This is a genomic window from Streptomyces sp. JH34 (genome assembly GCF_029428875.1).
GTDB lineage: Bacteria > Actinomycetota > Actinomycetes > Streptomycetales > Streptomycetaceae > Streptomyces.
Genome location: NZ_JAJSOO010000001.1, coordinates 7199385 through 7223333, shown reverse-complemented (window position 1 = coordinate 7223333; position 23949 = coordinate 7199385). Strand labels below are relative to the sequence as shown.

Below are 23949 nucleotides of genomic sequence, written 5' to 3'. Positions count from 1 at the left end.
GCGCCGACCGTGTCGGGATCACCTGGCCCTGTGGTGCCCGCGTCGGGACCGTCTGTACAGCACCGCGCAGGACCCTGCGGCGAACAATGCGCCTGGGGCGGCGGTGGTCACGGCCAGCGACAGGCTGCCCAGGCTCCACAACGGCTGGCACGCGTTCGTGCCTACCATGCAGCCGAGGAGCCCGACCTGCACCGCCCATGTGTAAGTCGCGACGAAGCCGGCGCCGTAGGCGGCGAGCGTGGCCCGCGCAACTGGCAGTAAGGCGGGCCCGCGTCCGGCCCAGAAGGCAGCCGTCAGCTGCGCGGCGCCAATTGTCACCCAGAGCGCGGTTTCCGTACTCAGCAGCGCCACAGGGGTGAGGATTACCGTGACTGCCAGGCCGCTCGGGACGCCGAGTCGTGCCCACAGGCGCCCTGGCGGCCTGGCCGGGCCGAACTCACCGCGCGCGGCCGCGGCGGCTGGTCTCCACGACCACCACCGCCCGGCTGACAGCAGCACGCACACGGTGGGGATCGCCACCGATGCCCAGGCGGTCATGCTCACCTGGCTCATCCGCTGTGCACTCAGGAAGAAAGCGGCCGCGCCGGGCCAGCCCGGCGCCACGAACGAGGCGGCGTAGAGGGTCCACTCGGGAAGGCTGAGCAGGAACAACATCGCAGGCCATGTCCCTGCGGCGGACAGACCGAAGGCTGTCCACATGAGCAGTCGGGGTCTGCGGCTGTCGCGCACCGCTGCGACCCAGGCAGTTGCCACCCTTTCCAGCCAGCTCACCGCACCCCAGCCGGCTGCAGCACAGAGGACAACGTAGGGGAACACCATGGAGACGCCGTGACCGCCGACCATCGCTGCCGAGGAGGCGAGTGAGGGCGACAGGATCCGCGCCGTGAACAGGCCGAGCCCGAGACCGATCCCCGCTCGGCGCAGTCCGTGGAGGCGCTGCGCCGACCCCATCTCTGCGTGGTGCAGGCCGCGCGATTCCACAACGCTCCACACCGTCACACCCACCACGCCCACGAGGAGCATCGTGGCAGCGAGGGCCGCGACAGCGTCGGTCACCGTAGTCGCGAGGGTTCCGCCACCGAGGGGGCCCAGTTTCATCAGGGCGTAGAGGTAAGCCGTGATGAGCCCGACCGCGAACAGATCAAGTGGCGCGATGCGAACGCTTGGCCCAGGCTGCACGGCTTTGCGCACGCGCGTGGAAGGCAGGGGGTGCACGTTGAGGAGGTGTGCGTAGCCGCGTGACCCGTTCGATGCGGGCGGTTGTTCGACCGCGTGGGCGAGAACGCGTTGCAGCGGTTCCGCCGTGCCCATCCACTCCACCGCCCGGGCGTCGGCGTCCAGTTCGCGGCTTCGGAGGACGGCATTGCGCAGAAGCAGGATCACTGCTCCGAGGAACAGGCCCCCGAAGGTGGCGCTCAAGCCTGCGGCGAGGGCGCCCGACGGCACGTGCCCACCCATGGTGCCCGACATCTGGGACGCGCCTGCGGGCGAGGTGATCACGCTGAGGCTTCCCAAGCCGGACAGGACCAGTGCGGGCAGCAACAGCACGGCACTCCTGCCGACGAGCAGCGTGAGGAATCCGATGTCCAGATCACGGTTGCGTACATGTGCCAGCTCGTGCAGCACCACGGCGTCGAAGGAGTCTCGATCACGGGAGTGGAGGGCGAGCAGACCGCTGCTGAGCACCACATGACGCCTGCCCACCCGTCCGAAAGCCAGCCCTTGGACACACGGATTGAGCGGCTCGAGAAGGAACACGACACGCCCGCCGACCCCCGCCAGCTCGACGAGGAAGGACAGCCTGGACTCCACTTCCGGAGCGACCACTCCGGACAGGAGCACGTAACCGCGGTGCCGTGTGCGCCAGCCCGGCAGCAGCCAGTAGGCGACGGCGATCGCAAGGACAAACGCGAGCGCCATCAAGGACGGCAAGAACCACCCCATGCCGGCGCGAGGGTCGTGGCACAGCGAGGCTTCTACGTCTCCGGCCGCACCTACGGCAGCCCCCTCGGAAACCCGCCTCGCCGCACCGTCCTCAACTGCGCGCTGGTGGCACTCATAGAACGCGGCGACCTCATCCAGCCGCACACTGGTGAAGGCGACGCTGGAAACCGCGGTGGCGGACTGCATCACCACATAGGCGGTCACCGCGATCAGGAGGATGAACCGGATGGTGGTGCCCGTCGGGAGAAGGGTAGACCGGGACGGGGCAAAGCCCGGGTGTCTCACCCCGCCGCCGGTTCACCGTGCTGAGCAGTCCGATCGCTCCGGCCGGGGGGCGGACCCGAGGCATCGTCTGTCGCTGCGCATTGTGCTGCGGCCGTTGCCAGTTCCGCGATGATTCCGTCCGCGACAGCCTGTGCGACAGGTGCCGCCAGTCGTTGACGTAGTCCCGACTCCATGGCCAGCTGTCGCACCTGCGCGAGTTGCTCCGGCGTGAGCGTCGGCAACGGCTCCCCCGCCGCACGAATCGCTCCCTCGCCGCCTCGGAGGCGAGCGCGCCAGCGGTACCACCGCGTCCGGAGCGCCGGTTCGGCGGCACCCACCGTCCGATCGACCAGCTGCTGCGCCAGGTGATCGCTTACCTGAGTGGCTACCGCGAGTACCGCGGTGGTGAGGAGGACGGCGACGCCTTCCAGGCCCAGCCCGAGCGGCTCAGCGCCCCGCATCGCCCGCCGCCTCCGAGCCTCCGACGCGGTGAGGTATGTGCGGGACACGACCGCGAACTGCGGCAACTCGTCCGGCGCAACGTCCTGCAAGACCCTTCGGGCCAATTGCACTGCCCAGTCCGGTCTTTCCCCCGCTCCGGTCATCCTCCGCCCCCTGCTCCTTCAACGCTGCGGTTGCTTCGCGAACGTCAGCGATGCTCGACAGCCTGCCCCATTTGCAGTCTCCTCACCCTTTTGACGGGCGGCGCTGCCTGGCGTTGGTCGTCTCTCGGCCAGTCCGCGAACGGATCGATGGATCGGGGCCGGTCGAGCGCGGAGGCCTGACCGCGCTCCGGCTGGGCCGTGGAGTACCGTACGCGGGCCACCCTCGCTCGCTGTCATTCCGATCACGGGGAGCGGGGAGGCGAGGTGGAACACGCTGCTTGAGCTGGACGTGGCCGCCGGATGGCAGCCGACCCGGCCACCCGCGGGCCCCCGTGCCAGCATGAAAGCGTCTGTTTCTCGGAGACTGGGCGTGGCCAGAGCCTCTGATTTGCAGCTCGCTGTAACCGGATTGGTGATGCCAGAGGAATCACAGAGAGTGTTCCGGAGAGTGGGAGCCGCTCCGCCTGCCGCCTCAGTACTGTGACTTCGCATGACCGACACCGAGATCGAGATCACCGCAGACCTGGTCCGTGACCTGCTGCAGGAGCAACATCCAGACCTTGCAGGGCTGGCCATCCGGGAGGTGGCGGGCGGCTGGGGCAATCAAATGTGGCGCCTCGGAGACGAGTTGGCCGTGCGCATGCAGCGCATGGACCCCACTCCGGAGCTCCAGCTCAAGGAACGGCGGTGGCTACCGGTGCTAGCCCCGCGCTTGCCGCTCCCTGTGCCGCTCCCGGTGCGGTTCGGGGACCCGTCCGAGCGCTTTCCCAAGCACTGGACCGTGATGACGTGGGTTGCCGGCGAGCCGCTGGACCACGGCTCGATCAACCACGGCTCCCACGCGGCCGACACGCTGGCGGGCTTCCTCCGGGCGCTCCATGTAGAGGCGCCCGCCGAGGCGCCGATCTCTACGGATTTCGGTGCCCATCCCAGGAATTGCACGGACGGCTTCGAGAGCTTTTTCCAGGCCGTAGTCCCCGACGACATCGCTGCTGACGTCCGGGCCGTCTGGGACGACGCCGTTGCGGCCGACGCGTGGGAGGGCCCGCCGGTGTGGGTGCACGGCGACCTCCATCCCGCGAACGTCGTCGTCTCGGACGGAACGCTCTCGGGCATCGTCGACTTCGGTGCCCTGTTCGCCGGCGATCCGGCGTGGGACCTCGCCGCCGCATGGGTGCTGCTGCCCGCGGGCTCGGCCTCACGGTTCTTCGACATGTACGCGCACGCAGACGAAGCGGCGATCCGGCGCGCCCGTGGGCTGGCTGCTATGAAGAGCCTGTTCCTGATGCTCATGGGGCAGAACGGAGACCGGGGCCTTCCCGGCGGCAAGCCGCACTGGGGACCTGCAGGCCGGGCGGCACTTGACCGGGTCCTGAAGGGCGTTTGATGCACGCTCCTGCGAGCCTGTTCTCGATCTTGGCTGAGGGCCATGCGGCAGCCGACCTCCGTGGGTTCATCGATCACCACGCGCGGTGGAGATGCCAGTCCACAGCCTCTGCTGCCCATGGCCCGGATCGAACTGGCGGAGCTTCTCCTCGGTGCATGCTCGTCGGACCTTGAGATCATCCGACTTCGGCGAGTGCGCCACTCATCGGCTGGGAAGCCTGACAACCACACGACACGAAGTGGCCCGATGTCGTCATCCCGCCTTCTGCTGGGGTCGGCCCACACGTTCCCAGGTCTGGACGACCGCCAGAGCGTACGCCACTCGGGTGTCCAGGCGTTGGGGGTCTAGACGATAGGTCCTGCTGACGCCTCGGTAGTCCAGTGCCGTGCCCGTGCCGGGTGCGCGCCAGCGGGTCCGGCACGGGCTTCTGAACGTGTGGTCATCCGCGGTGCCGTCGAAGAACGAGTAGAGCATCATGCACAGTGCGAAGAGGAACCAGACGGGGGCTGTCGCCACGTAGACGAGCCACGCGTACCAGGTGCCCACCTTTCCGGTGAGCGGCTGCGGCACGTTGGTGACCACTGCCGACCATCGGACGCGCCGAGGCCAGGGCAGGAGGCGGGCGGCTCGGCGGGTGATGGTGGCCAGGGACGCGCCCTCGGTCGTGCAGACCTCATAGACGTCCGGAGTGGCGGAGCGCACCGAACACCGCAGCCGGCTGTCCGGGCCGCAGTGGATCCAGATGGACACGGGCACCTGGTGGCCGAGGCGCTGTGCACTGCGAGGGATGAAGACACGTGCCAGCGGGGTGTCCTCGGGGCGTCGGGCGGTCGACAGCCGGATCGTCGAGGCCATTTCGGCGTCGTACGGCAGCTGTGCCTGCAGGGGGTCGGGCACCGGAACGGGATTGTTCACGGAGACGAGGAACGAATACGGGGTGTTGTCCACGGTGTCATCCAAAGGGGTTGGCGTCCGAGAGGCGGCCGAGAACGTCGCCCGCTGTCTCTCGCGCCTGGTCGATTTTCTCGTGGATCTTCTCGGATCCGTACTGGACCGGATCGGTCGCCACGCGTACGCCTTCCTTGTACAGGTTCTTCGCGCCGAGGATCGTCTCGTAGCCGCGGGCCGTCCAGGAGCGGGGGTCGATATAGCGGCCGACCGTTTCCCCCGCGCCGTCGACAATGGGCCGGACGGAGTCCGCGAGGGCGGGGATACGTCCCAGCGGGGTGTTTTCGATCAACTGGGGCATCGCCCTCTGAAAGACCATGTCCGTGACCCCGGCGCCGGCTCGGTACAGGTTGCGGTCACCGAACTCCTTGGCCACGGCGACCGCGAGGCGATCCCCCAAAGTGTCCGCGGTGATGTGGATCGCGTGTGCTTTGCTGCCGAGGGCTCCGATGTTGCGCACTGCCCATTCCTCGGCGTCGTCGCCCAGTTTCGCAGTCCTGCCGACATGGGCGATGATGTCGTCCGCGCGCTTCCAGGAGTCTGCTGCCTTCGCTCCGAAGTCCAGCACGTTCATCGGAATCTTGACGCCCTTGAAGGCTCCCTTTCCGACTTTGCCGAGCCGTAGAAGGTCACCGAAGGGCACGAACCCGACGAGGTCCAGACCGATGTCCAGGGCGTTTCCCTTCTTCGCGCCTGCTGCCCAGCCGACACCGTGGAAGGTGAGGGCGCCGGCATTGAGCACCATGCCTATGCCCTCGAAGACGACGGCACCGATGATGGTCTCGGAGAAGATGACCGCGAGGATGTCGCAGGCGGCGCTGGCGTAGCCGAGCCAGTCCCCGATCTTGTAGATCGTGTCCGCGTGCTCCTTGATCCAGTTCCAGATGTCGCCCACAAGACCTTTGATCTTGTCGCCGACGCTCGTGAGAAGGTCACCGAGCTTGTCGAGCAGGGACTGATCAGGCGCGAACTCGGCGGCTCTGCGGATCGCCGCGGCAGCGGCGCGTGCCATTTCGTCGTGGTGGGTCAGGAGGTCGTGCGCCTTCTTGATGATGGCGTTCAGCTCTTCACGGGCCTCGTTGACTCGCTTCACCGCGTGGTCCAGGCGCTGCTGGGCTCGGTGCAGTTCGGCCTCCGTGTCGAAGGTCCGGCCCGCAAGCCGCAGGTCCCCGTTGTTCTGCGCGTCCGTCAGCGCTTTTCGCCCGTGTGCGGCCTCCTCCTCGTAACGGCCTGCCAGGACCTGGAAGTCCCGCAGGTGTGAGTCCCAGGTGTGCAGTGCGTGCGCGGCGTCGATCAGTGAGTGGTGGCCGTCAACCAGGTATTTGGGCAGGGTTCCGGTCTTCTTGGCGAAGGCGGAGGCGGCATCGCCGACCCAGGCAGCGTCCGCTTTGCCGAGGCGGGTCAGCGTTTCGTGGGCGTCATGGAGCCGCTTGGCCCCGCTGTTGAGCGCGATGACCAGCCGTCGTACCGAAGCGGGCGCGCCGGGTGCGGGGTCGAAGCCGAGCGCTTCGTACGTATGGGTGCTCATGGGATTCGTTCTTCTCGACGCGATCAGTAGGAGCTGAAGGGGGAGACGGAGGGGGCCACATCGGCCTCCCCCGGGCCGTCGGTCTCACCGAACTCGACGGTGTCGGCGATGTCCGCGAGGACTGCCTGGTGAAGATAGAGGTCCTGGACGTCGGCAGTGCTCAGGCAGAACAGCAGGAGCCGGTCTTCGCCAGGGAAGGGCAGCCAGACTTCGATCCGGACGAAGAACCGTTCCTGCTCGCCGTCCGGCAGCTCCCACACCGCGCGAGACCCTGCTATGCGGACGACTGCGGGACCGGCTGGAAGAGTCACCAGCTGGGTCTCGCCCTCGTTGCCGTCTCCTGCGGCGTGGTCCAGTGACTCCGCGATGCCCGCGGCCGTGACATGCGGGTCCGGGTTGCCCAGTTCGCGCACGCTGACCGTGAGTGTGGCCCTGCTGACGCGCTCGGGAGGCTGGGAGCCGTCCGAGCTGCCGCCGACAGGGAAGATGCCGAGCGCGTTGTGGACGGCGCCTCCCGCGACAAGGGTCTCCGCGTTAGCCGCGTACATGGCCTTGGTCAACCGGTGCAGCTGCTCGAGGTCTCCGCGCTCGCCCCAGTAGTCGCGGGCGAAACTCCGCAGTTGTTCTCCGAAGGCGTCCTCGTCTTCACCGATGCCCAGCGGGACGGTCTGGAACTCGGGCGGGACCTGGAAGCGAAAGGCGGTGGGCGACGTCGGCGACCCGCCGCTGTGGTCATCCGTTGTGCTTGAATCGTGCACGAGAGTCACCGGCCGTCGGCCCTCACGGCCCGCATCATCGCGTCGACCTCGTCCTCCAACTGCTGGTAGAGCCTGCCCGACTCTGCGACCTTCTCGGTGATACCGCCCGTGGCGTCGGCAATCAGCTTGATTCCATACCCCCACTTCTCCTGGAAGTCGTCACAGGCATCGCCCAGCTCCTGGGAGCCGCAGCCCTTGGGCCCGATCTCCTTGAGCTGATGCATCGTAGTCCGCATGCCCCCCGCGCACTCGCTGAGATCTCGTATGAGGCGGGACAGCGCCTCGAACTCCGCTTTGCAGAAACCGGCCATGGTCGTCGCGCTCCCCTACGTCTGTGCAACAGTCCATCTTCGCAGGTGGGGCAGGGCGCGATCAGGCCGCCCGGCTTGGAACACAAGGCGCCCATACAAACTTCCCGGGCGCTTCACCCCTCGGCTCGGGCTTCTTCGTTCGTCGTTTCGCGGAGCTGCTTGCCGACTGTGTGCCCGTAGTGGCGTGGGGGCCGGGTGTTTCGCTTCGGGGTGACGGGCCAGGCCCGGGGCCGGGAGGCCTTCCACAGCCGGCTTTCGGGCGGAGATGTCGAAAGTCGCGGCGGACGCGGGCTGGAGGGAGCCTGTCGGGCGGGGTCGGGTCTTCCCACGGCCGCCGCAGGTCGGCTGCCAGCGGGCGGGCGAGCCGTAGCTGCGTGGAGCCCGCGAGGATCAAGCCCTCGCTCAGTTCCGAAGGATCTCGGTGATCCCCAGATCGGCGGCGACCGACCTGATCGTCGCTTCCGGCCGCGACTCGTACAGCGCGACCGCGTCCGCCTTGAACCCCGCGGATAGTTCTTCATGACCACGAGATGTCCGTCCTCAGATCCTCAGGATCCAGTGTCTCGTGTGTCCGACATCAGAGGTCGAGGATCGCACTTCAGGAACTGGTCGAGGTCGCGCCAGGACATCAACCGCCTCCGCGACGTCCTCGACCCTCCGATCCCCGAGTCGGCCACCCTGCGGTCCCCGGCGTCGGCTACCACCCACAGCACGCGCAGCGCGCCTGGCGCGACATCGCCGACCTGCTCGCCGAGTGCCTGCCCGTGACGGAGGACCTGGGGCATGACAGGTACCGGAGGACTGACGGGCGTCAGGAAGCGGCCAGGGCGCCGGTCGGGAACCGTCACACCGCGCACCCGGCAGGTCGACGGCCGGACTGGTGACGGGCCGCGGCGGGGGATAGCCCCCCTTTCGGTTCTGGGGTGTGCCGGATCGCGACCCGTTGGGGGCGAAACTAGCGTCCAGTCATGACTTCGACGCTGCGTAAGCACCTTGCCCTGGCACTCGGTATCGCTATGCTGCTCGCTGCCGAGGTGGCCCCTGCTGTCGACCAGCCAGCCGGTCCCTCCTCCGTGAAGCAGTTACGCAGGGACACCGAGGCGATCCACGCTCTCGGCATCAGCGGTGTGCAGGCCCGCGTGATCGCGCCTGACGGTCGGCAGTCGGTGGCCACCAGCGGCACCGCCGATCTGAACACCGGCCGCCCGGTCCGGTCCGACGGCTACTTCCGCATGGCCAGTACGTCCAAGACACTGGTCGCCACCGTGGTCCTCCAACTGGAGGGCGAGGGCGAGCTGTCCCTGGACGACACGGTCGACCACTGGCTGCCGGGAGTGGTGCAGGGTAACGGCAACGACGGCAGCCGGACCTCCATCCGTCACCTGCTCCAGCACACCAGTGGAATCCGCGACGATCTTCCCGGATACACCACGCCGCACGAGTACTACCAGCAGCGCCATGCCGTCCACAGCCCCGAGCAGTTGGTTGCCCGGGCCATGGCCCACGCACCGGCAGACTTCTTGCCGGGCGAGGGCTGGGAGTACTCCAACACCGGCTACGTCCTGCTCGGGCTGATCATTCAGAAGGCCACCGGTCAAGCCGCCCACCGGGAGATCGAGGACCGCATCCTGCGCCCGCTCGGCCTCGATGGGACGCGGTGGATGGGCACCTCTCCCACCCTGCCCCGGCCGCACGCCAAGGCCTACCAGCTCTTCGGCCCCGGTTCCCGGGTGGACGTCACCGACCAGGTTGCGGTGGACTACGAGAGCCTTTCGTGGGTCACGACCACGCAGGACGAGAACGACTTCTTCCGGGCGCTACTCGCGGGCCGTCTGCTATCGACACGGCAACTGGCCAAGATGAAGCAGACCGTCCCCGTGAGCGGGCAGGTACAACAGATGTGGCCCAAGGGCCGATACGGGCTCGGCCTGGTCGAACGCCCCTTGGACTGCGGAGGAACCTACTGGAGCCACGAGGGCGGGGACGGCGGCTACATCACTCTCAACGGCGTCTCCGACGACGGCAGGCGAAGCGCCGTGGTCTCCATGTCCGAGGCACGCGGCGACACCCTGGAGCACATCATGGAGCAGGAGGACGCGGCCAGCGCCCTGATCGACCACGCACTGTGCGTCAAGGGTCCCGGGGCCCTGTGAGCAGAGGCGGACTCGGGCACAGCGCCCGGCTTCCGACACCGGCGCCCGCACGCCGCACTGAAGGCCGGCCGACTGTCCGTCCAGGACGCCGAGGCCTTCGCCGTACACACGGCAGCCGTGAACCAGTTGCTGGCGGTCATGGGCAGAGCCGGGGCGAGCCCGAAGCAGCTCCGTGCCGTCGTGGGGCGTGCCCCTCGACGCACTCTCGCAAGCGTTGCGCGCACGCAACCAGCGCTAGTTGCTCCGTACCCGGCACGTGGCCCTGAAAGGGGACCCGAGAAGCTATTCGTCGGTGTGCGAGAGTGCCGCGAGAAGCCGCATTCTCTCGTCGCTGTCGCTGTTCCTGTCGGGGTAGTAGACGACGAGGATGACGTCGCCGATGGGGAGCTTGTCGCGGTGGAGGCGTAGTTCACCGACGGCAGGGTGGTGGACCGTGGTCGTTCCTCCGTCGAGGCTGCGGACGTCATGGCGGGCCCACAGGGTGCGGAACCGCTGACTGGACAGGGCCAGCTCTCCGACGAGCTCGACGAAGCGGGGGTTGTCGGTGTCGTCCCCGATGGTGGTGCGAAGGGCGGCGACGAAATCGGCTGTGGCTTTCGTCCAGTCCTGGTGGAAGGCCTGTTCCTCAGGATCGAGAAGGAGAGAACGAAGCCGGTTCTGGCCGGGTCGCAGGCGAGGGGAGAGCGCGACCGCCATGGCGTTGGAGGCCAGGACGTCGAAGGCGCGCCCTTCGACGAACGCGGGGATCTGAAGGTGGGCGAGCAGCTCGTGCACCCGCGCCGGTACGTGCTCGGGCCGCGTGCGGCGCGGCGCCTTGGGGCGCGCGGCCGTGAGACCGAGCAGATACGCCCGCTCGATGTCGTCGAGCTGCAGGACCCGCCCGAGCGATTCGAGGACCTGCGGTGAGGGGTTCTTGTCCCGGCCCCTTTCCAGGCGCAGGTAGTAGTCGGGGCTGATACCGGCGAGCAGGGCGACTTCCTCACGGCGGAGGCCGGGCACGCGGCGGTTGCCGCCGGGCGGGACTCCTGCCTGCGCCGGGGAGACCAGCTCACGCCGGGCACGTAGATAGCTGCCGAGACGATTGCCGGATTCTTCATCCTTCATACCGACACCGTAATGCGGCACACGTGTCCGAGAGGGGGCCCTGGCAGGACCAGGGAAGACGGGGGCTCTGCCACAGCCGGGCAGTACCGCCGAGACTGCAGGAGCGCTGTTTCGAATGGGACAGGGAACATCACTGTCTGCGTCGCGGGCCTGAATGCCGTGGCGCCTTGGATTGAAGGGGAAGACCTCATGGATCTCTCCAGCCGCACCGTACTCGTCGTCGGCGGAACCTCGGGTATCGGGCGAGAGCTGGCCCGTCGGTTCGCCGCGGCCGGCAGCACCGTGGCCGTTGGCGGCCGCAGCCGGAAAGCACTGTCGGAACTCGCCGAAGAAGGTTTCGGCACGATCACCATCGACGTCACCGACGGTGCGTCCGTCGCATCCGCCCGTGACGTCGCGCTCGCCCGGTACCCCGAGCTCGACACCGTGGTGACGATGCCGGGCGTCATGCTCCTGGAGGACCTGCGCGACCCCGCGCACTTCGTGGCGGCGCAGCGAACAATCGACACCAACCTGCTCGGCACCATCCGGGTCGTCGACGCCTTCACCCCGCACCTGCTCCGGCGGGGCGGCGGCACCTTCATCACCGTCACTTCCGGCATCGCTTTCCTGCCCTTCCCGCCCATGCCCACCTACGCCGCCTCGAAAGCCGCGGTACACGCCTACTCCGAGGCCCTGCGCGCTCAACTCGACGGCACCGGGATCGGCGTCGTCGAGCTCGTGCCCCCGGCCGTCGCCACGGCAGGGCAGGAGAAGGTGAACCCGCACGCACTGCCGCTCGATGACTTCGCCACCGAGGTCATGCACCTGCTCTCGCAGGACCCCACCCCCCACGAAATCCTCGTGAAGGGCGTCCTCATGCACCGCTGGGCCGAGCGCGACGGCACCTACGACGATCTCGTCACACAGCGCTCCAAGGCCCTGGCCATGCTTCCCAGCCGCCAAGGCTGACGCTCATTCCGCCGATCGGCGACCTCATCGCTCACGCCGGCAGGGGAGGCCATTCCCGCGTGGCCTCCCCTGCCGGGCAACGACGCTTTCAGTGGCAGGTGTCTCCGAGGGGGCGAGCAGACGGTTGTCGATCTTCGGAGAGCGGTTCTGGCGGTCGAGTTCCTGACGAACGAGCAGGCGGCTCGGCGCGGGTCGTTTCACGAGGTGCCCTCGCACGCTGAGCTGGGCAGTCCGGTCGGGAAGGTCCGGCCGGCGTACGCGGCGCAACGTACCGACAGATGCGTCGGCAACATTCGATAAGATGCCGACACTGATCGCCGGAATGCTGCACACCGCCTTGGCCGCCGTCGAGAACGGCACCTCCCTCGATACGGTCACACAGCGCACCCTCGCACTCGTGCGCCGCTGCCTCACCACGGCCGGCAACACCGCCCGCGCACCGGAGGAAGGGGCCTGAGGCCCGCCCGCTGGAGCGATCGGCCGCGGCACCGACCTCGACAAGTACCGCCGTCTCATCCGAGCTCGCGGCATCACACCCAGGATCGCCCGCCGTGGTGCCCCGCACGGTTCCGGCCTGGGCAAGACCCGCTGGGTCGTCGACGGCGGTTCACACGACTGCGCCGAGCGTTCACCACGGCACGGCAGGACAGCGCGTGCGGACACTCAGCGGGTTGCCTGGAGCAACCCGGCCGAGCGTGCACTCGCTCGGGAGGCGGAGCAGCACCGGTCAGGCACCCATGCGGGCGACGGGGAGTGCGGGCTCACCCGCTCCCCAGGTCGCCTTGGCTCCCGAGTCTCCGATCCGGTAAACCTGCACGATCGCTCCGACCGCCACGACAAGCGAGAGCAGGACGGCGGCGATCCGCACGGTTGTGGCGTGCTTCCCGCTCGTAGCGACCGACCCGTTCACCTCCCGCGTCGAGGGCATCCCGACGCGCCGGTAGGTCCACCAGAGTGCCGTTGCCATCACGAATAGGCCCACCCCCCACGGCAGGAGCCCGTCCCCCATCTCCGTGTGCCGTTCTAGCTGTGCGTTCTCGTTCACGCGTTCCGCGAGCCATTCTCCGGCACGGGTGGTGAGTGGGACGGCGACCAAGGTCACCAGTGCCAGGACGGGCAGAGACAGACCTAGCCTGCGCATCACCGACGGCCACAGGGCACAGGCCAGCAGAGCCAGCGCGGTGAGAGGCACCAGCACCACGACGAAGTGGACGAGCAGCGGGTGCGCGGGGATGCCGTTGATCTCTGTGGGGCCCATCGGATCAGCTCCTGGGGGATGCGGTGCGTGGCGGCGGCAGGGCGGACGGTCACTGGCCCGCCGTGTGCCGGTGCACAGGAGGACGGGACGTGCCCAGTCGTATCTGTTCCTGGCCCGTTCAGAGGAGCAAACCCGTGGGGGACACCTGACCCCCGGTATGACGTCGCCCTGTGCGAGCCTGTGCCGACGCGGGTCTCGCTCACGGCCGTCCGGCCGCAGCGTACTGTTCCCGGAATTGGCGTGGCCCCGCACGGGGCACGGATCCACGGGGCCGGGGCTCTGAACCACGTCTGTCGGTCAGGCGTCCTTGATCTTCTCCTTGGCCGGCCGGGCGTCGGCTGGGCGTCGCCCTTGGCCTTTTCATGTCACGTAGGGGCACAGCAGGCGGGTGTCGTACGAGCTCTCTTCAGCTGCCCCGTCGGCCCACGGGTCCGGGGGCGAGGTTCGACCAGCACGGTCCCCGGAGCCGGTCCCGGGGACCCTCGCTACTCCTCAAGACTGCCCGCGGATGCGGTACGGCCGCATCCTGCGGCTTGGCGGGCCAACGGGCAGCTCCGTTCGCGGCCCAAAGGGCAAGCTTCGACGATTCATCGGGGTGGAACGCTTCTTCCGTCCGTAACCCTTTCCACCTGGTAGTAGGTGGCGACGCACGAGGCAGGCCAGGGCCGCTTCCCTCTGCTACCGAACGGTTCCGACATCTTGCTGACGACGAGTGGCGTGTAGGGCAACACCGTCGCCCCGGCCGCCGCCTGGTGTCGGAGCAGGCGGTCCTGTCGGTCCCAGGCCTCAGCTCGCAGGCGCATGTCCGTCTCCAGGGCCCGTAGCGGGAAGGCGAGCACGGCTGTGAGGCCCACACACGCCAGCGCTGCACCTGCGACTACCGGCTTCGTGCGCGGGCGGTAGCGCCGGGCTGTGACGTTGCCGAGTAGGCCTCCCAAGCCGGTGAGCAGGAGGAGAAACGGAAACAGGAAATCGTTCCACAGTCGGTTGGCGGTGGCGACCGACGGGCCGAACGCCGGATAGGCGATCACCGTGCATACGTATCCGGAGAACAGCAGAGCAGCTGCTCCGATTCCGAGGAGCAGGGGCGCTCTGTGGTCGGGCCGGGGGATGCGCCCGTCCACGCGGCGGACGAGGACACCGATCAGCACCCCCAGGGCGATGACACCGAGATACTGCCAGCTCGTCACCAGGGTGTAGAGGATGTCTACGTACCCCCTCAGCGAAGCTGAGAGCGAGTCGGGCGCGAACATGGAGTCCGCGTGGTGGCGTGTGCGCCGATTGCGTGAGCCGGGTGAGGCAAGAAGGACGGCGGTGCCGATGAGAATTCCCGCACCGGCAGCTGCACACCAGGCCCTCACGAACGTGAGCCCTCCCACAGGGAAGAGTTTGCGGCCCAGTAGCAGTGCCAGGGCAAGAAGGGTGAGGGTCACCACGGAGGTTTCTTCGGACAGGGTGCCCATGACTGCTCCGAGGCCGAACGCGGACGCGGCGGCAGCCGTCTTGCCCCATCTTGAGGTTGCCAGCAGGGCCGGGATCGTAGCGGCAGCGGCAAGGACGGGCGGGAAGGTGTGGGAAACAGACGAGGCAGGCCAGAAGAACGTCTTGTACGTGTTCACAGAGCCGAAGCAGAAGACGGCCAGAAGCATGACCGCCGAGAAGAGCGGAATGCCGCGTGGTACCTGCCACCCGGCGTGCCGGAGCAACGCATTCGCCCACGCCCACAGCAGAGCCAGCATCACGACCGAGCTGATCCCGGCGTACCACTGCTGGCCTGCGACGCCGTAGGTGGCGTAGGAGGCGACGAGCACGCCGTTGGCGATCCGTCCGTTGTCCGCGGAGTAGAACCGGTCCACCAGGGCCATGAAACCTTCGTCGCGTACGAGTGGCAGGAAGCACCATTCGTCGCCACTTGGGCGTACCCACCGCGCAATCCAGGAAGCTCCGCCGAAGAGCAACAGCGGTAGCAGTGGCAGCAGCTTCATTCCTGTCGCGGCGAGGCGGGGCAGGGCGATGACAGGAGTGGCTGAGTTCTCGGTCCCGTGGGTGTCGGTATCGGTTTTCTCTGGCTGCGGGGCGGGCGTCGGGAGTTCTTCGCTGCCCGAGCGGGCGGCGCTAGAGGGTGGAGGTGTGTTGCTTCGTCTCGGCAAGAGTGTTCTGTTTCGCTCCCGTGATGCTCGCCGGCCGTCGGCCGGAGTTGATGGCCCAGCGGGCGAGAAGGAAGGAGATCGGGGTGACGAGGACTCCGGCGACGAGTGCGGCAACGTTCTTGTCCATTCCGAGTCGGCTGACGGCCACGTAGAGAAGGGCGCCTGAGGCGACGAGGTTGAAGGCACTGGACAGCGGATACCTGCGGAACGCGCGCCAGGTCGGGCGGGTTCGACAGGTGATGTAGGAATTGAGCAGAAAAGACCCCATAATGCTGACCGAATATCCGAGAATATGTGCCATAAGGTATGGAATCCAAGGATTCAGGATGGCGTAGGTACTTAGATAGACGGACGTATTGACGAATCCGATCGCCACGAACGTCACGAATTGCCGAGTGGTTGTCGAGCGCCCTGCCGGCGTTTCAATCGGCCCATGGTGAGGAGGGTGCCTGGGAGCGGGACTCTCGTCCGTTTCCCGTACCACAAATGCTGGGCGGCGTTTCACCTCGTGGTAGATGCGGCCGACGTACTCACCGATGATTCCGAGGGTGATCAGTTGCATTCCGCCCAAGCCCACCGCAACCATCAGGAGTGTCGCGTAACCGGGAACGGTTGCGCCGTGCAGTGCCACGTCGAAGCCCACCCATGCCGCGTAGACGACGGTGGCGAGAAGGCACCAGAATCCTGCGTAGATGGCCAGTCGCAGGGGCCGGTTGTTGAAGGACAGCAGCCCGTCGATGCCGTAGTTGAGCAGACGGCGGCCGCCCCATTTCGAACTGCCGGCGAACCGTGGGGCGTTTTGGTAGGTGAAGGTAGCTGTCGTGAAGCCGATCCAGGAGAAGATCCCCTTGGAGAACCGGTTGGTCTCAGGCAGCGACAGAACCGTGTCGACCGCCTGACGCGACAGCAGCCTGAAGTCCCCCGCCCCGTCCAATACCTGTACGTCCATCAGGTGGCGCACCAGGGCGTAGTACCCGCGGCTCAACAGGCTGCGTGCCGCGCTCTCACCGTGCCGGTCCCTGCGCGGGACCACCTGGTCGTATCCCTGGCCGTGCAAAGCGAGCATCTGAGGAATGAGCGCCGGAGGATGCTGCAAATCCGCGTCCATGATGACCACTGCCCGCCCGCGGGACATGCGCAGGCCTGCGAGCATCGCAGCCTCCTTACCGAAATTCCTGCTCAGCACCGAGTACCTGATGCGGCGGTCAGCGACGCGCATGCCGTCGATGATGGCCCGTGTGCAGTCGGTACTGCCGTCGTCCACATAGCAGATCTCGAAGTCGATCCCCAATGGGCCGAGGACCTCATCGACCGCTGAGTGGAACCTTTCGACGACGGCGGCCTCGTTGAAGCACGGAACGACCACTGAGAGTTGAGGAGTCACCAAGATAATTCTCCTGACCGAACAGCCAGCGCGGTGCCGTCCACCGCAACCCGGGTCCTGCCCCTTGCACCGTGCAGCGGCAAACCCTCGACGTCATTCCACCGGAATAGCTTCGGAGATGGACGAAAGCGCACCACCAACCGCTCGCGAGCGACCCATTTGGCCTTCCAAAGCCACACGATGACCTCGGCTGGGGGATCCCACCGCGCTCCACGTAATGGGCTCAGAGCTCGCGGCGAGTCTGACGTCACTACCGTCGCCCCACTACATCGGGCAGGATGATTTGCGTACCGCGTACCATACGAGCAGACAAGTGAGCTCAGCAACGTGCCGTTTCGGCCCTGAAGCGGGCAAACGTCGCCAGGTGAACGACATCCCGCTGACCTGAACCGCTCGGGGTGTTACGAAACTTCCGTCGTGTTTCGCTGCTGCTGAACCGCCTGCCTTCCTCGCGAATCCCCCTCGGACTTACGGACGGCACGGTCGCATCCCGGATCGTAATCTCTCATTCATTAGGCTCAGCGTCTGCTTTGCTGCGGAAATGGAAATCCGAAGAGGCGAACAGGTCGCGAGGGAAAGCCATCAAAGCACAGCACAGCCCATGCCCTTGCCGAGGCGTCTGGGGCAGCACGCTGGGCAGGGGGTGCTGGAGATCGGACACAACGACGATGTCGGCAGACTCTGCGAGCGGACATCGAAAAGCCTCACGTCGTGGCTCCTGGACTCGACCACCGCACTGGCAGATTCGGAGGTGTACTCGTCGGCCGGCGCGTTCTGTGTCTTCGCCCGCTCGATTGCGGCGTCGGTGCGGGATTTGAGGTCTTCAGCCTCGCCCCCTCGGACGAGGTCGAAGACCTTATGCGCCGTGGTAACAGCTGACGTGGCTGCTGTCGTGGACGAGGCCGTTCGACCAACGTTTTGCGCAGCGAAGCACGTCAGTTGGTTGGCTCGTCGTGAGGTTCACCGAGATCGTCCAAGAGTCCGGTGACGCGCTGGTGGCGCTGGATTACCCGTTCCCACCCGCGAGTCTCAGCATCGGAGACCAGTTGCTGTTCGATGCAGAGGCGTTCGCGCAGGCGCGGCGCGTACTGAGGCGTGGTGACGAACTTCGCGCAGGTCAGGTAGAGGTCTCACTCGCAGGGCGCTCTTGCGGCAGGTGCAGGCTTCGGCCGAGTTCGAGTTGGGTGCCATCCGGCTCGTAGTCAGGCATCGGTTACTCCGGCAGTTCAGCGACGTAGGCGGACGGGGGGCGGCAGGGCCCCGGTACGGTCGCGGACCTCGCGGCAGGTGGACCTGCGGCGGCCCGGGGCGGCGGGTTTGCCGGACCTGCTCCCCACTGCACCGGTTGTCCTGGCCGGGCCTGTCACGAGCCGTCAACGGTCCCGCCGGTTGGGCAGCCTCCGGCATGGGCCTGGCCACAGCCGTCCTGTGGCTGTGCAGCCCCGGCGCCAGCTTCGTCATCGGCACCGCACTTCCCGCCGACGGCGGATACACCGCGTAGTGATCCCTGGGTTGCGATCGTCTTCACGAGCGCGCCCGGGCCCTATCGCGGGGCTGCGTGCGCCCGGGCAAAGCACGCTTATGGGCTTGCGGCACGACTTGCCGCATGCGGCGCCGCGGCTGCTGTCCCGGCGTCGACCGCTCCACCATCACCCTGCGATCGGCGAGATACGAAGACTGCCGGCAGAGCAGGGAGGCGCGCTCTCAGACCGGCCCAGCCTGCGGCTGCGGACCTTGGCGGATGTATTCGCATACGCCCAGGCCGAAAGCATCGAGCTGCGGCTGGACTCCTCCGAGGCCCAAGTTCGCCGGCCCCCGGCCAGCCGCGGCGGACGCCGACTGCCCCGACGATGCCCCGGTACGTGATCGCTCGTTCGTGGATTCCGGCACGTCAACACGGCCTTCGCCTGATCCTGTGCTCCGACCCTGGTGTGATGCGCTTGCACCAAGGCCCCATCGGTTCAGCTCCGTGCGCCCTGGGCATCCGCGCCGGAACTTCGTGCACCAAGCGCAGCCGGAACCCGGTTCCACCAAATCCCGGCTGCGAATGTCTGATCATTCTGGGGCACAGCCAAGTTCAAGATTGATTCTGGTGCTGGTGCGCTCCGGTCCCAACAACCGCGTCACGGCTCACGCCTACCTCCAGTTGGAACGGGGTGGACGGCGTGGAGCTGCACTGACATCTGCCCGGCGTACGGCAACGGGGTTTCCGAAGTGCCGATGTCGAGCACGCCTCGCTGGACGAGTCGGTAGTGCGGGGCCCGGTGAGCGACGCCAGTTCTCGGTGTGGCGCTACGGAGCGGACCCAGTTCATCTGGACGTCACCGGGGACGGCTGTGCGCGGAGTGCCGGGCGTTCCCCCATGATGCCCGGTGATCCCGAAGGGGTGACCATGGGAGGCCGTGCTCGGTTCGGTCTCAGTAGTCGAACACCGACCAGCAGATGTCGTTGCGCAGCCGCTGGTCATCAAGTACGAGGTCGTGGATCGCGTCCGGGAGCTGGTTGCGCTGCCACTGGCACTCGAGTCGTCCCGCGGTGTCGCTCTCGCCTTTCAGTGCCGCTGCCCGTGCGGCTTTGATCGCGTAGGCGGCCGCGCCGAGCTCGTGCGCGGCAACGTGGGCGACGGCCCCGGCCTGGCCGGCCGCGTACGCGGCATGCCGGGCTGCCCCACGCAGGTCTCTGGCGGCCCCCATCGCATGGCCGCCCGCCGCGCGGGCTTGCATCATCTTGACCTCTCCACGCACCCAGCCCCGGGCATGCTCGATCGCCTGACGCGGTCGCGGGTCCCCGGGCTGGGCCGACTCGAAGAGGCCAAGGACGTGCTCCGCACAAGTGGCCGCCCATAGAGCGAGGAGATGGTGATCCGCATCGGTGAGAGTCCCACCACGGCGGATCGTCACGAAGCGAGGGTCCCGGACCTTCGGGAGGATCATGACGTGCACTCCTTCCTGCGCACATCGGCGTCGATCGCTGCGGTGTGCCCTGGCGGCCGGTCAGCCGTCTGACTCAGGGAATGGGCCCGGAGTGCTCATCGGCCGGGCGACACGATAGCTGCCGCCTGTCGCGAGCGGGTAGCGGCAGAGCACATCGACGAGTACCGGGACCTGCAGGACGTCCTCCGTGTGCCGAACGTCGTGAGGCGTCACGACGCGCAGTTCGTCCGTCGTCAGATCGAAGTCTCCGGACACGGTGTGCGCGCTCCGGGCCAAGGCTCTGAGTCGTGTCCTTGCACGCCCCGTGCAGACTCTGCGACCAGGAGCTGAGGGATCGAGCGACGGGGAAACTGCACGCGGGTGGCGGCTATCGTCCCGGAGGCAGCGGAACGGGCTGCCTGGCGTGTTCGTGCACGGCAATGATGAGCGCGGCCTGAGCAGCGACGGAGCGGCTGCGGTCGCCGTCGTCCAGGGCGGCCAGAACGTCGGCCGCAGCCTCACGCACGCGGTGGGGCACTTCCTCCTCGGCAGCGATCTTGTAGGCGTCGTTTCGGCGAGCAGCGCGTTCGTCGGGGGTGACACCGTGCGGGCCGCTCCGGGGGAAGACCGCGGCTTCGTAGTTGCAGACGATCAGCAGGACGTACTGGGCGATGCCCTCCGCGTACCCGTGCGCCATCACGGCTGTCCTGGCACGCGCGTGCGCGGCCGTTGCGCGCCGCCGCACGAGGAAGGCTCCGACGGCGCTTCCGGCCCCCATGATGATCCCCAGGATCAGGGCAGTGAGCGGGCCTTCGATGATGAGGCCCACCAGTGCGCTTGCCGCGGTGGCCAGGCAGGTTATGCCGCTGGTGACCAACAGGAGGGCACGGGCAGGCGTCATGGAGCTCATGGGATGCAGTCTGCCAGGACCGGGTGGTCGGCCGACGGCCACCTCCCGCTGCCCGCGTGCGCGAGCGGTACTGCCGTGGGCCGGCTGTTCGCGGTGCCCGTCCGCCAGGTTCCCAGCCGGGGGCCGGACGAAGGAGAGTGCGGGCGGTGCGGCGGGGGGTACGTACCTGGCCCAGGTGTGCGGGATCGAGATGAAGGGCGGCGGCTTCGTCGCCCACACGGCCGACATTCTCGCTGCGGCAGGCTGGGACGTGAACCTGACGCCGTGGGCGGCCGACTCGTCCGCCTGCGCGTCCTGCCGCCCCGGCGGTGGTGGAACTCCTCCCAAGCCGTGCGCGGCTGGTCTCCTGCCCTGTCCCGGGCACACCCGGCCTACGAGACGGCGCGCTCGCTCTCGCCGAACCCGTCGGGCCGGCTCCGGACCACCGCGATGCAGAACCCGGACTGTGCGAACGGGTTTGGTTAGGTGTGGAGATGTGGGTGGGTCATGGGGCCGTGTGCTCGAATCGGACGCAGTTGGGCTTGGTGCTCATCGAGCGGAGGGCGGAGGTCCGACCCTCCGGGATCATCGGCCCGATGAGATGAGGATGCCGTCATGTCAGCCTGCGGCATCAGCGGATCGTCGGTGCTCCGTCCAGGCCCAGCATCTCCAGTAGCCGCCGCATCATGTCCTCGAAGAGCGGACGCCAGTCATCGAAGGCGAACGCCAGATGCTCGTGAACAGCCATACAGACCATGCCGTAAATCTGACGCCAGCAGGTGATCATCAAGTAGACGACGCCCAGTGGAAGGTCGGGGTCCATGCCATCTCGATATGCAACAAGCTGCCCGCGCAGAGCGACCGGGATGTCCTCCTCGCACGGATAGTTGAGCTTGCCGGAGGTCGACAGCCTCCGGAACGGCGGGACGTACACGGCGCCGACCTCGCGCACGAACAGCGTGCCCGTACTCTCGTCGTTCGCAGCAGCCCGCGGGTAGAAAGTGCCTACCAGGAGACTGAACTCCGTCTGATGCGCGACAGACCAGACGAGCACGGCCTCCGTCGCCGCGTAGAGGTGGGCGGCCGTATCGTCGGAGTCCTGGCGGAGCACCGCTGACCGCATACTGTCGACCAGTTCGGCAGTCAGGTCCTCGTAGACAGCCGTCACAAGTCCGGCCTTACCGTCGAAGTAGCGGTAGAGAGCAGGAGGGCTGACCCCCAGACTGCGGGCTACTGCTGAGAGGGAGAGTCCAGCAAGCCCCTCCGAGGCAAGTAGTTGACGGGCCTCACGTCTGGCCTCCTGTATCAGTTGTGTCCTCATGCGCTCACGGCGCGAGGGCTTCTGGCCGCTCTGCCCCTCGGTCGTACCTTCCACTGCCACTCTCCTGGGTGATCGCTGTCCCGACGCTGACTCTACGTGTGGCGTGCGTTTCACCGAAGGGCTTGCGCTGACATGCATTCGCGAGGTTAATGGTCTTCACATAGCGAGCCGCACTCACGCGTCTACGTTGGGTGGCGCTCGCATGCCTCTAGTCGCTGGTTCCCGTATGACTGTCGGAACCCATTCGATCGGAGCTCCCATGGAGTTAAGCCGACCCATTCCACCTCCACCGCGCACGGCGCCGAATGTAGGTGGCCCGATGAAAACCGAGTCGGGGCAAACTGTCATGCTGCGCGTGACCAAGGGCCTCCTATGGGTCGGCGAAGCTGCCTACCCCCTGCGAAACCTGGCACGCGTGTACACGGTCGATGTCATCCCGAACCGCGCGAAGGCATGGCGACAGTTCTGGTGGCGAACCGGCATCCTGCTCGGGCTGCTGCTGGTCGTCAAGCAGATCGACAGCATGGTCGCAGCCATCCTGTTGATCAATCCCGGAGGCCTGGCGCTGGTCTATTTCACGATCCGGCTGCTCATCGTCATCAAGTCCAAGGACTACTACGCCCTGGCCGCCGAGACTTGTGGGCAGTCCACCGCCATGGTGACTGCGGCCGACCGGGGGCACCTGCGCAGTCTGGCGTTCGCGATCACTGAAGCCATCGACAACCCAGCTGCCGAATTTCAGATGCAGGTACAAGCGATCAACTTCAACCCGCGGCACTACCACACAGGCGACAACGTGAACATGTACGGCGGGGTCGGCAACACAGGAGTGGCAAAGTGACGATGGCCGGAGACACGTACCACTGGGGCGACAGCGTCGCCATCAATGGCGGCAGCAATCACACTGGGATCGACAAGCGCCACGTCACCTCCAGTGCAGCAGGCCACCCCGCAGAGGAATTGCGCGTAGCGCTGGCCGAGTTGACCCGCCTGCTGCAAGACCTCCGACCGCGGTTGGAGGCCATTGACGCCGAGGTGATCGACGGTTCCCTGGCTGAGCTCGAGTCCGGCACCAGCGACCCGCAGCGCCAACGCGGTATTTTGCTCACGCTTGCGGGTATCGCCGCCACCGTCGGCGCCGTCGGGCAACCGGTTGCCGAGATCATCTCCCAACTCCTGCCTCTCGTGGGCAACCAGTAGAGATTCGACAGCCCACGCCACCAGCTGAGACTCCAGCGTCGCCACAGAGCGACTGGCCGACGCCGGCGGCGAAGGGCTGACGGCCGGCCGTCGCTGCTCGCTTCCGCATTGCCGAAGTGGCGGCCGCGATCCGGAGTGCAGCGGACAAGTCCCGGTGGGCTCGGCCGGATCACCGTGACCGGTGCCACCGGGCAGTCGTTACGTGAGCTCAGGTTCTTATGACGGCCCCCGCGGTCGGCGGAACCCCTTGCGATTGTCCGCACCCATCGACGCGACATCTGGCATTTCGGCAACGAGGCAACGAGGCAACGAGGCAACGAGGCAGTCAACTGCCACCTGCCTCACTGGTCGCTTGTGAGAAACGAGTACCGTAACCACCCCTGTCGTGACCGCTATTCCGATGTTCCTAGAGGCTGTCACCCAGCAAGCCGTCATGAAAGGCTGCGCCGCTTGCAGACCGACCACATCGACATCGAGGAAGCGCTCTCCGCGCTCACCGACCTGATCCGCAGCGGCAAGCCCGAGTGGTCAGCTCTTGCAGGATGCCTGCATCGGACATCGTCGAGGCCCAGTGGGTCGCCGAGCGGCGAGGGATGGAACCCCCAGAGTCCGTGATAACCGGCCCAACGACCTCCTCCGCGCCGACCTCTCCAGGCACCTCAGGGACGAACGCCGGGTCGACGTCATGGAGCAGCCCATTCCGCTTGCCGACGAAGCGGGTGTGCCGCTGACCCACTCGCCTCTATCACGCCCGGAATGATGGGCCGTCAAACGCAGCAGGGGTGGTGCGACGGGGTGCCGGACGCCGTCACCGATCCTGTTGGCTTGTTCGCTCACGCGGCAAGTGGCATGCCGAGACGGGCAAGGTGGCTGATGCGGGTG

17 protein-coding genes and 7 pseudogenes are annotated in these 23949 nt (G+C 67.2%); 11 read left to right on the top strand and 13 right to left on the bottom strand.

The features are described 5' to 3' along the window. Window positions 1-18 precede the first annotated feature (18 nt). Complete coding sequence (locus LWJ43_RS32495; protein ID WP_277335738.1) at window positions 19-2148, bottom strand: M48 family metalloprotease; 2130 nt, start codon at window positions 2146-2148, stop codon at window positions 19-21. A 1155-nt stretch (window positions 2149-3303) separates the two neighbouring features. Here LWJ43_RS32495 and LWJ43_RS32490 point away from each other — a divergent pair. Continuing rightward, on the top strand, window positions 3304-4200 hold the full coding sequence (locus LWJ43_RS32490) for a phosphotransferase (RefSeq protein ID WP_277335737.1): 897 nt from the start codon (window positions 3304-3306) through the stop codon (window positions 4198-4200). Between the two features lie 252 nt (window positions 4201-4452). Here the strand turns inward: LWJ43_RS32490 and LWJ43_RS32485 are convergent, their stop codons facing one another. The 5 genes and pseudogenes from LWJ43_RS32485 to LWJ43_RS33170 all read right to left on the bottom strand — a co-directional run. Next, a complete protein-coding gene (locus tag LWJ43_RS32485; RefSeq protein WP_277335736.1) occupies window positions 4453-5148 on the bottom strand; it encodes a hypothetical protein in 696 nt (231 codons plus the stop codon). Window positions 5149-5152: 4 nt separating this feature from the next. After that, window positions 5153-6676, bottom strand: coding sequence for a hypothetical protein (locus LWJ43_RS32480; protein ID WP_277335735.1), 1524 nt, complete (start codon window positions 6674-6676; stop codon window positions 5153-5155). A 23-nt stretch (window positions 6677-6699) separates the two neighbouring features. Further along, entirely contained in the window at window positions 6700-7434 is a 735-nt protein-coding gene (locus LWJ43_RS32475) for a hypothetical protein (protein ID WP_277335734.1), read from the bottom strand. Window positions 7435-7439: 5 nt separating this feature from the next. Beyond that, entirely contained in the window at window positions 7440-7658 is a 219-nt protein-coding gene (locus LWJ43_RS32470) for a hypothetical protein (protein ID WP_277335733.1), read from the bottom strand. Between the two features lie 148 nt (window positions 7659-7806). Beyond that, window positions 7807-8139: pseudogene (locus LWJ43_RS33170) on the bottom strand (hypothetical protein); the annotation flags it as partial. A 268-nt stretch (window positions 8140-8407) separates the two neighbouring features. Here LWJ43_RS33170 and LWJ43_RS32465 point away from each other — a divergent pair. The 3 genes and pseudogenes from LWJ43_RS32465 to LWJ43_RS32455 all read left to right on the top strand — a co-directional run. Then, a pseudogene (locus LWJ43_RS32465) lies at window positions 8408-8527 on the top strand (dienelactone hydrolase family protein); the annotation flags it as partial. 186 nt (window positions 8528-8713) lie between these two features. Next, window positions 8714-9898, top strand: a complete 1185-nt coding sequence (locus LWJ43_RS32460; RefSeq protein ID WP_277335732.1) for a serine hydrolase domain-containing protein — start codon at window positions 8714-8716, stop codon at window positions 9896-9898. Between the two features lie 39 nt (window positions 9899-9937). Further along, window positions 9938-10136 (top strand): annotated as a pseudogene (locus tag LWJ43_RS32455) (TetR/AcrR family transcriptional regulator); the annotation flags it as partial. Between the two features lie 44 nt (window positions 10137-10180). On the opposite strand, the gene LWJ43_RS32450 reads toward LWJ43_RS32455, so the two are convergent. After that, window positions 10181-11002 carry a helix-turn-helix transcriptional regulator gene (locus LWJ43_RS32450; RefSeq protein ID WP_277335731.1) on the bottom strand — a complete coding sequence of 274 codons (822 nt, stop codon included), beginning with the start codon at window positions 11000-11002 and terminating at the stop codon, window positions 10181-10183. 189 nt (window positions 11003-11191) lie between these two features. Between LWJ43_RS32450 and LWJ43_RS32445 the strand changes: the two genes are divergently transcribed. The 3 genes and pseudogenes from LWJ43_RS32445 to LWJ43_RS32435 form a co-directional block, all read left to right on the top strand. Next, window positions 11192-11953, top strand: coding sequence for an SDR family oxidoreductase (locus LWJ43_RS32445; RefSeq protein WP_277335730.1), 762 nt, complete (start codon window positions 11192-11194; stop codon window positions 11951-11953). A 310-nt stretch (window positions 11954-12263) separates the two neighbouring features. Then, a pseudogene (locus LWJ43_RS32440) lies at window positions 12264-12410 on the top strand (TetR/AcrR family transcriptional regulator); the annotation flags it as partial. Then, a pseudogene (locus tag LWJ43_RS32435) lies at window positions 12376-12554 on the top strand (IS5/IS1182 family transposase); the annotation flags it as partial. The pseudogenes LWJ43_RS32440 and LWJ43_RS32435, both read left to right, overlap by 35 nt. Before the next feature lie 126 nt (window positions 12555-12680). Here the strand turns inward: LWJ43_RS32435 and LWJ43_RS32430 are convergent. From LWJ43_RS32430 to LWJ43_RS32420, 3 genes are all read right to left on the bottom strand, one after another. Next, complete coding sequence (locus tag LWJ43_RS32430; RefSeq protein WP_277335728.1) at window positions 12681-13211, bottom strand: DUF2231 domain-containing protein; 531 nt, start codon at window positions 13209-13211, stop codon at window positions 12681-12683. 587 nt (window positions 13212-13798) lie between these two features. Then, window positions 13799-15076: a DUF6056 family protein gene (locus LWJ43_RS32425; RefSeq protein WP_277335727.1), complete on the bottom strand. Its 1278-nt coding sequence runs from the start codon at window positions 15074-15076 to the stop codon at window positions 13799-13801. Window positions 15077-15326: 250 nt separating this feature from the next. Then, complete coding sequence (locus LWJ43_RS32420; RefSeq protein WP_277335726.1) at window positions 15327-16748, bottom strand: glycosyltransferase; 1422 nt, start codon at window positions 16746-16748, stop codon at window positions 15327-15329. Between the two features lie 1408 nt (window positions 16749-18156). Between LWJ43_RS32420 and LWJ43_RS32415 the strand changes: the two are divergent. After that, window positions 18157-18246: pseudogene (locus LWJ43_RS32415) on the top strand (oxidoreductase); the annotation flags it as partial. A 71-nt stretch (window positions 18247-18317) separates the two neighbouring features. Further along, window positions 18318-18584 (top strand): annotated as a pseudogene (locus LWJ43_RS32410) (transposase family protein); the annotation flags it as partial. A gap of 578 nt (window positions 18585-19162) precedes the next feature. Here LWJ43_RS32410 and LWJ43_RS32405 read toward each other — a convergent pair. From LWJ43_RS32405 to LWJ43_RS32395, 3 genes are all read right to left on the bottom strand, one after another. Beyond that, complete coding sequence (locus LWJ43_RS32405; protein WP_277335725.1) at window positions 19163-19678, bottom strand: putative immunity protein; 516 nt, start codon at window positions 19676-19678, stop codon at window positions 19163-19165. Window positions 19679-20045: 367 nt separating this feature from the next. After that, window positions 20046-20567, bottom strand: coding sequence for a hypothetical protein (locus tag LWJ43_RS32400; RefSeq protein WP_277335724.1), 522 nt, complete (start codon window positions 20565-20567; stop codon window positions 20046-20048). A gap of 610 nt (window positions 20568-21177) precedes the next feature. Continuing rightward, window positions 21178-21921, bottom strand: coding sequence for a TetR/AcrR family transcriptional regulator (locus LWJ43_RS32395; RefSeq protein WP_277335723.1), 744 nt, complete (start codon window positions 21919-21921; stop codon window positions 21178-21180). 265 nt (window positions 21922-22186) lie between these two features. On the opposite strand from LWJ43_RS32395, the gene LWJ43_RS32390 reads away from it, so the two are divergent. Further along, entirely contained in the window at window positions 22187-22708 is a 522-nt protein-coding gene (locus LWJ43_RS32390) for a DUF6232 family protein (protein WP_277335722.1), read from the top strand. Then, window positions 22705-23067 (top strand): hypothetical protein, encoded by a 363-nt coding sequence (locus LWJ43_RS32385; RefSeq protein ID WP_277335721.1) that lies wholly within the window; start codon window positions 22705-22707, stop codon window positions 23065-23067. Before LWJ43_RS32390 ends, LWJ43_RS32385 begins: the two co-directional genes overlap by 4 nt. Window positions 23068-23949: the final 882 nt, after the last annotated feature.

Bases quoted from the DNA above. Each gene is read 5' to 3' on its own strand.
- LWJ43_RS32490 (WP_277335737.1), top strand. From the start codon at position 3,304: ATGACCGACACCGAGATCGAGATCACCGCAGACCTGGTCCGTGACCTG.
- LWJ43_RS32480 (WP_277335735.1), bottom strand. From the start codon at position 6,676: ATGAGCACCCATACGTACGAAGCGCTCGGCTTCGACCCCGCACCCGGC.
- LWJ43_RS32470 (WP_277335733.1), bottom strand. From the start codon at position 7,658: ATGCATCAGCTCAAGGAGATCGGGCCCAAGGGCTGCGGCTCCCAGGAG.
- LWJ43_RS32460 (WP_277335732.1), top strand. From the start codon at position 8,714: ATGACTTCGACGCTGCGTAAGCACCTTGCCCTGGCACTCGGTATCGCT.
- LWJ43_RS32450 (WP_277335731.1), bottom strand. From the start codon at position 11,002: ATGAAGGATGAAGAATCCGGCAATCGTCTCGGCAGCTATCTACGTGCC.
- LWJ43_RS32445 (WP_277335730.1), top strand. From the start codon at position 11,192: ATGGATCTCTCCAGCCGCACCGTACTCGTCGTCGGCGGAACCTCGGGT.
- LWJ43_RS32430 (WP_277335728.1), bottom strand. From the start codon at position 13,211: ATGGGCCCCACAGAGATCAACGGCATCCCCGCGCACCCGCTGCTCGTC.
- LWJ43_RS32425 (WP_277335727.1), bottom strand. From the start codon at position 15,076: ATGGCCCTGGTGGACCGGTTCTACTCCGCGGACAACGGACGGATCGCC.
- LWJ43_RS32405 (WP_277335725.1), bottom strand. From the start codon at position 19,678: ATGATCCTCCCGAAGGTCCGGGACCCTCGCTTCGTGACGATCCGCCGT.
- LWJ43_RS32400 (WP_277335724.1), bottom strand. From the start codon at position 20,567: ATGAGCTCCATGACGCCTGCCCGTGCCCTCCTGTTGGTCACCAGCGGC.
- LWJ43_RS32390 (WP_277335722.1), top strand. From the start codon at position 22,187: ATGAAAACCGAGTCGGGGCAAACTGTCATGCTGCGCGTGACCAAGGGC.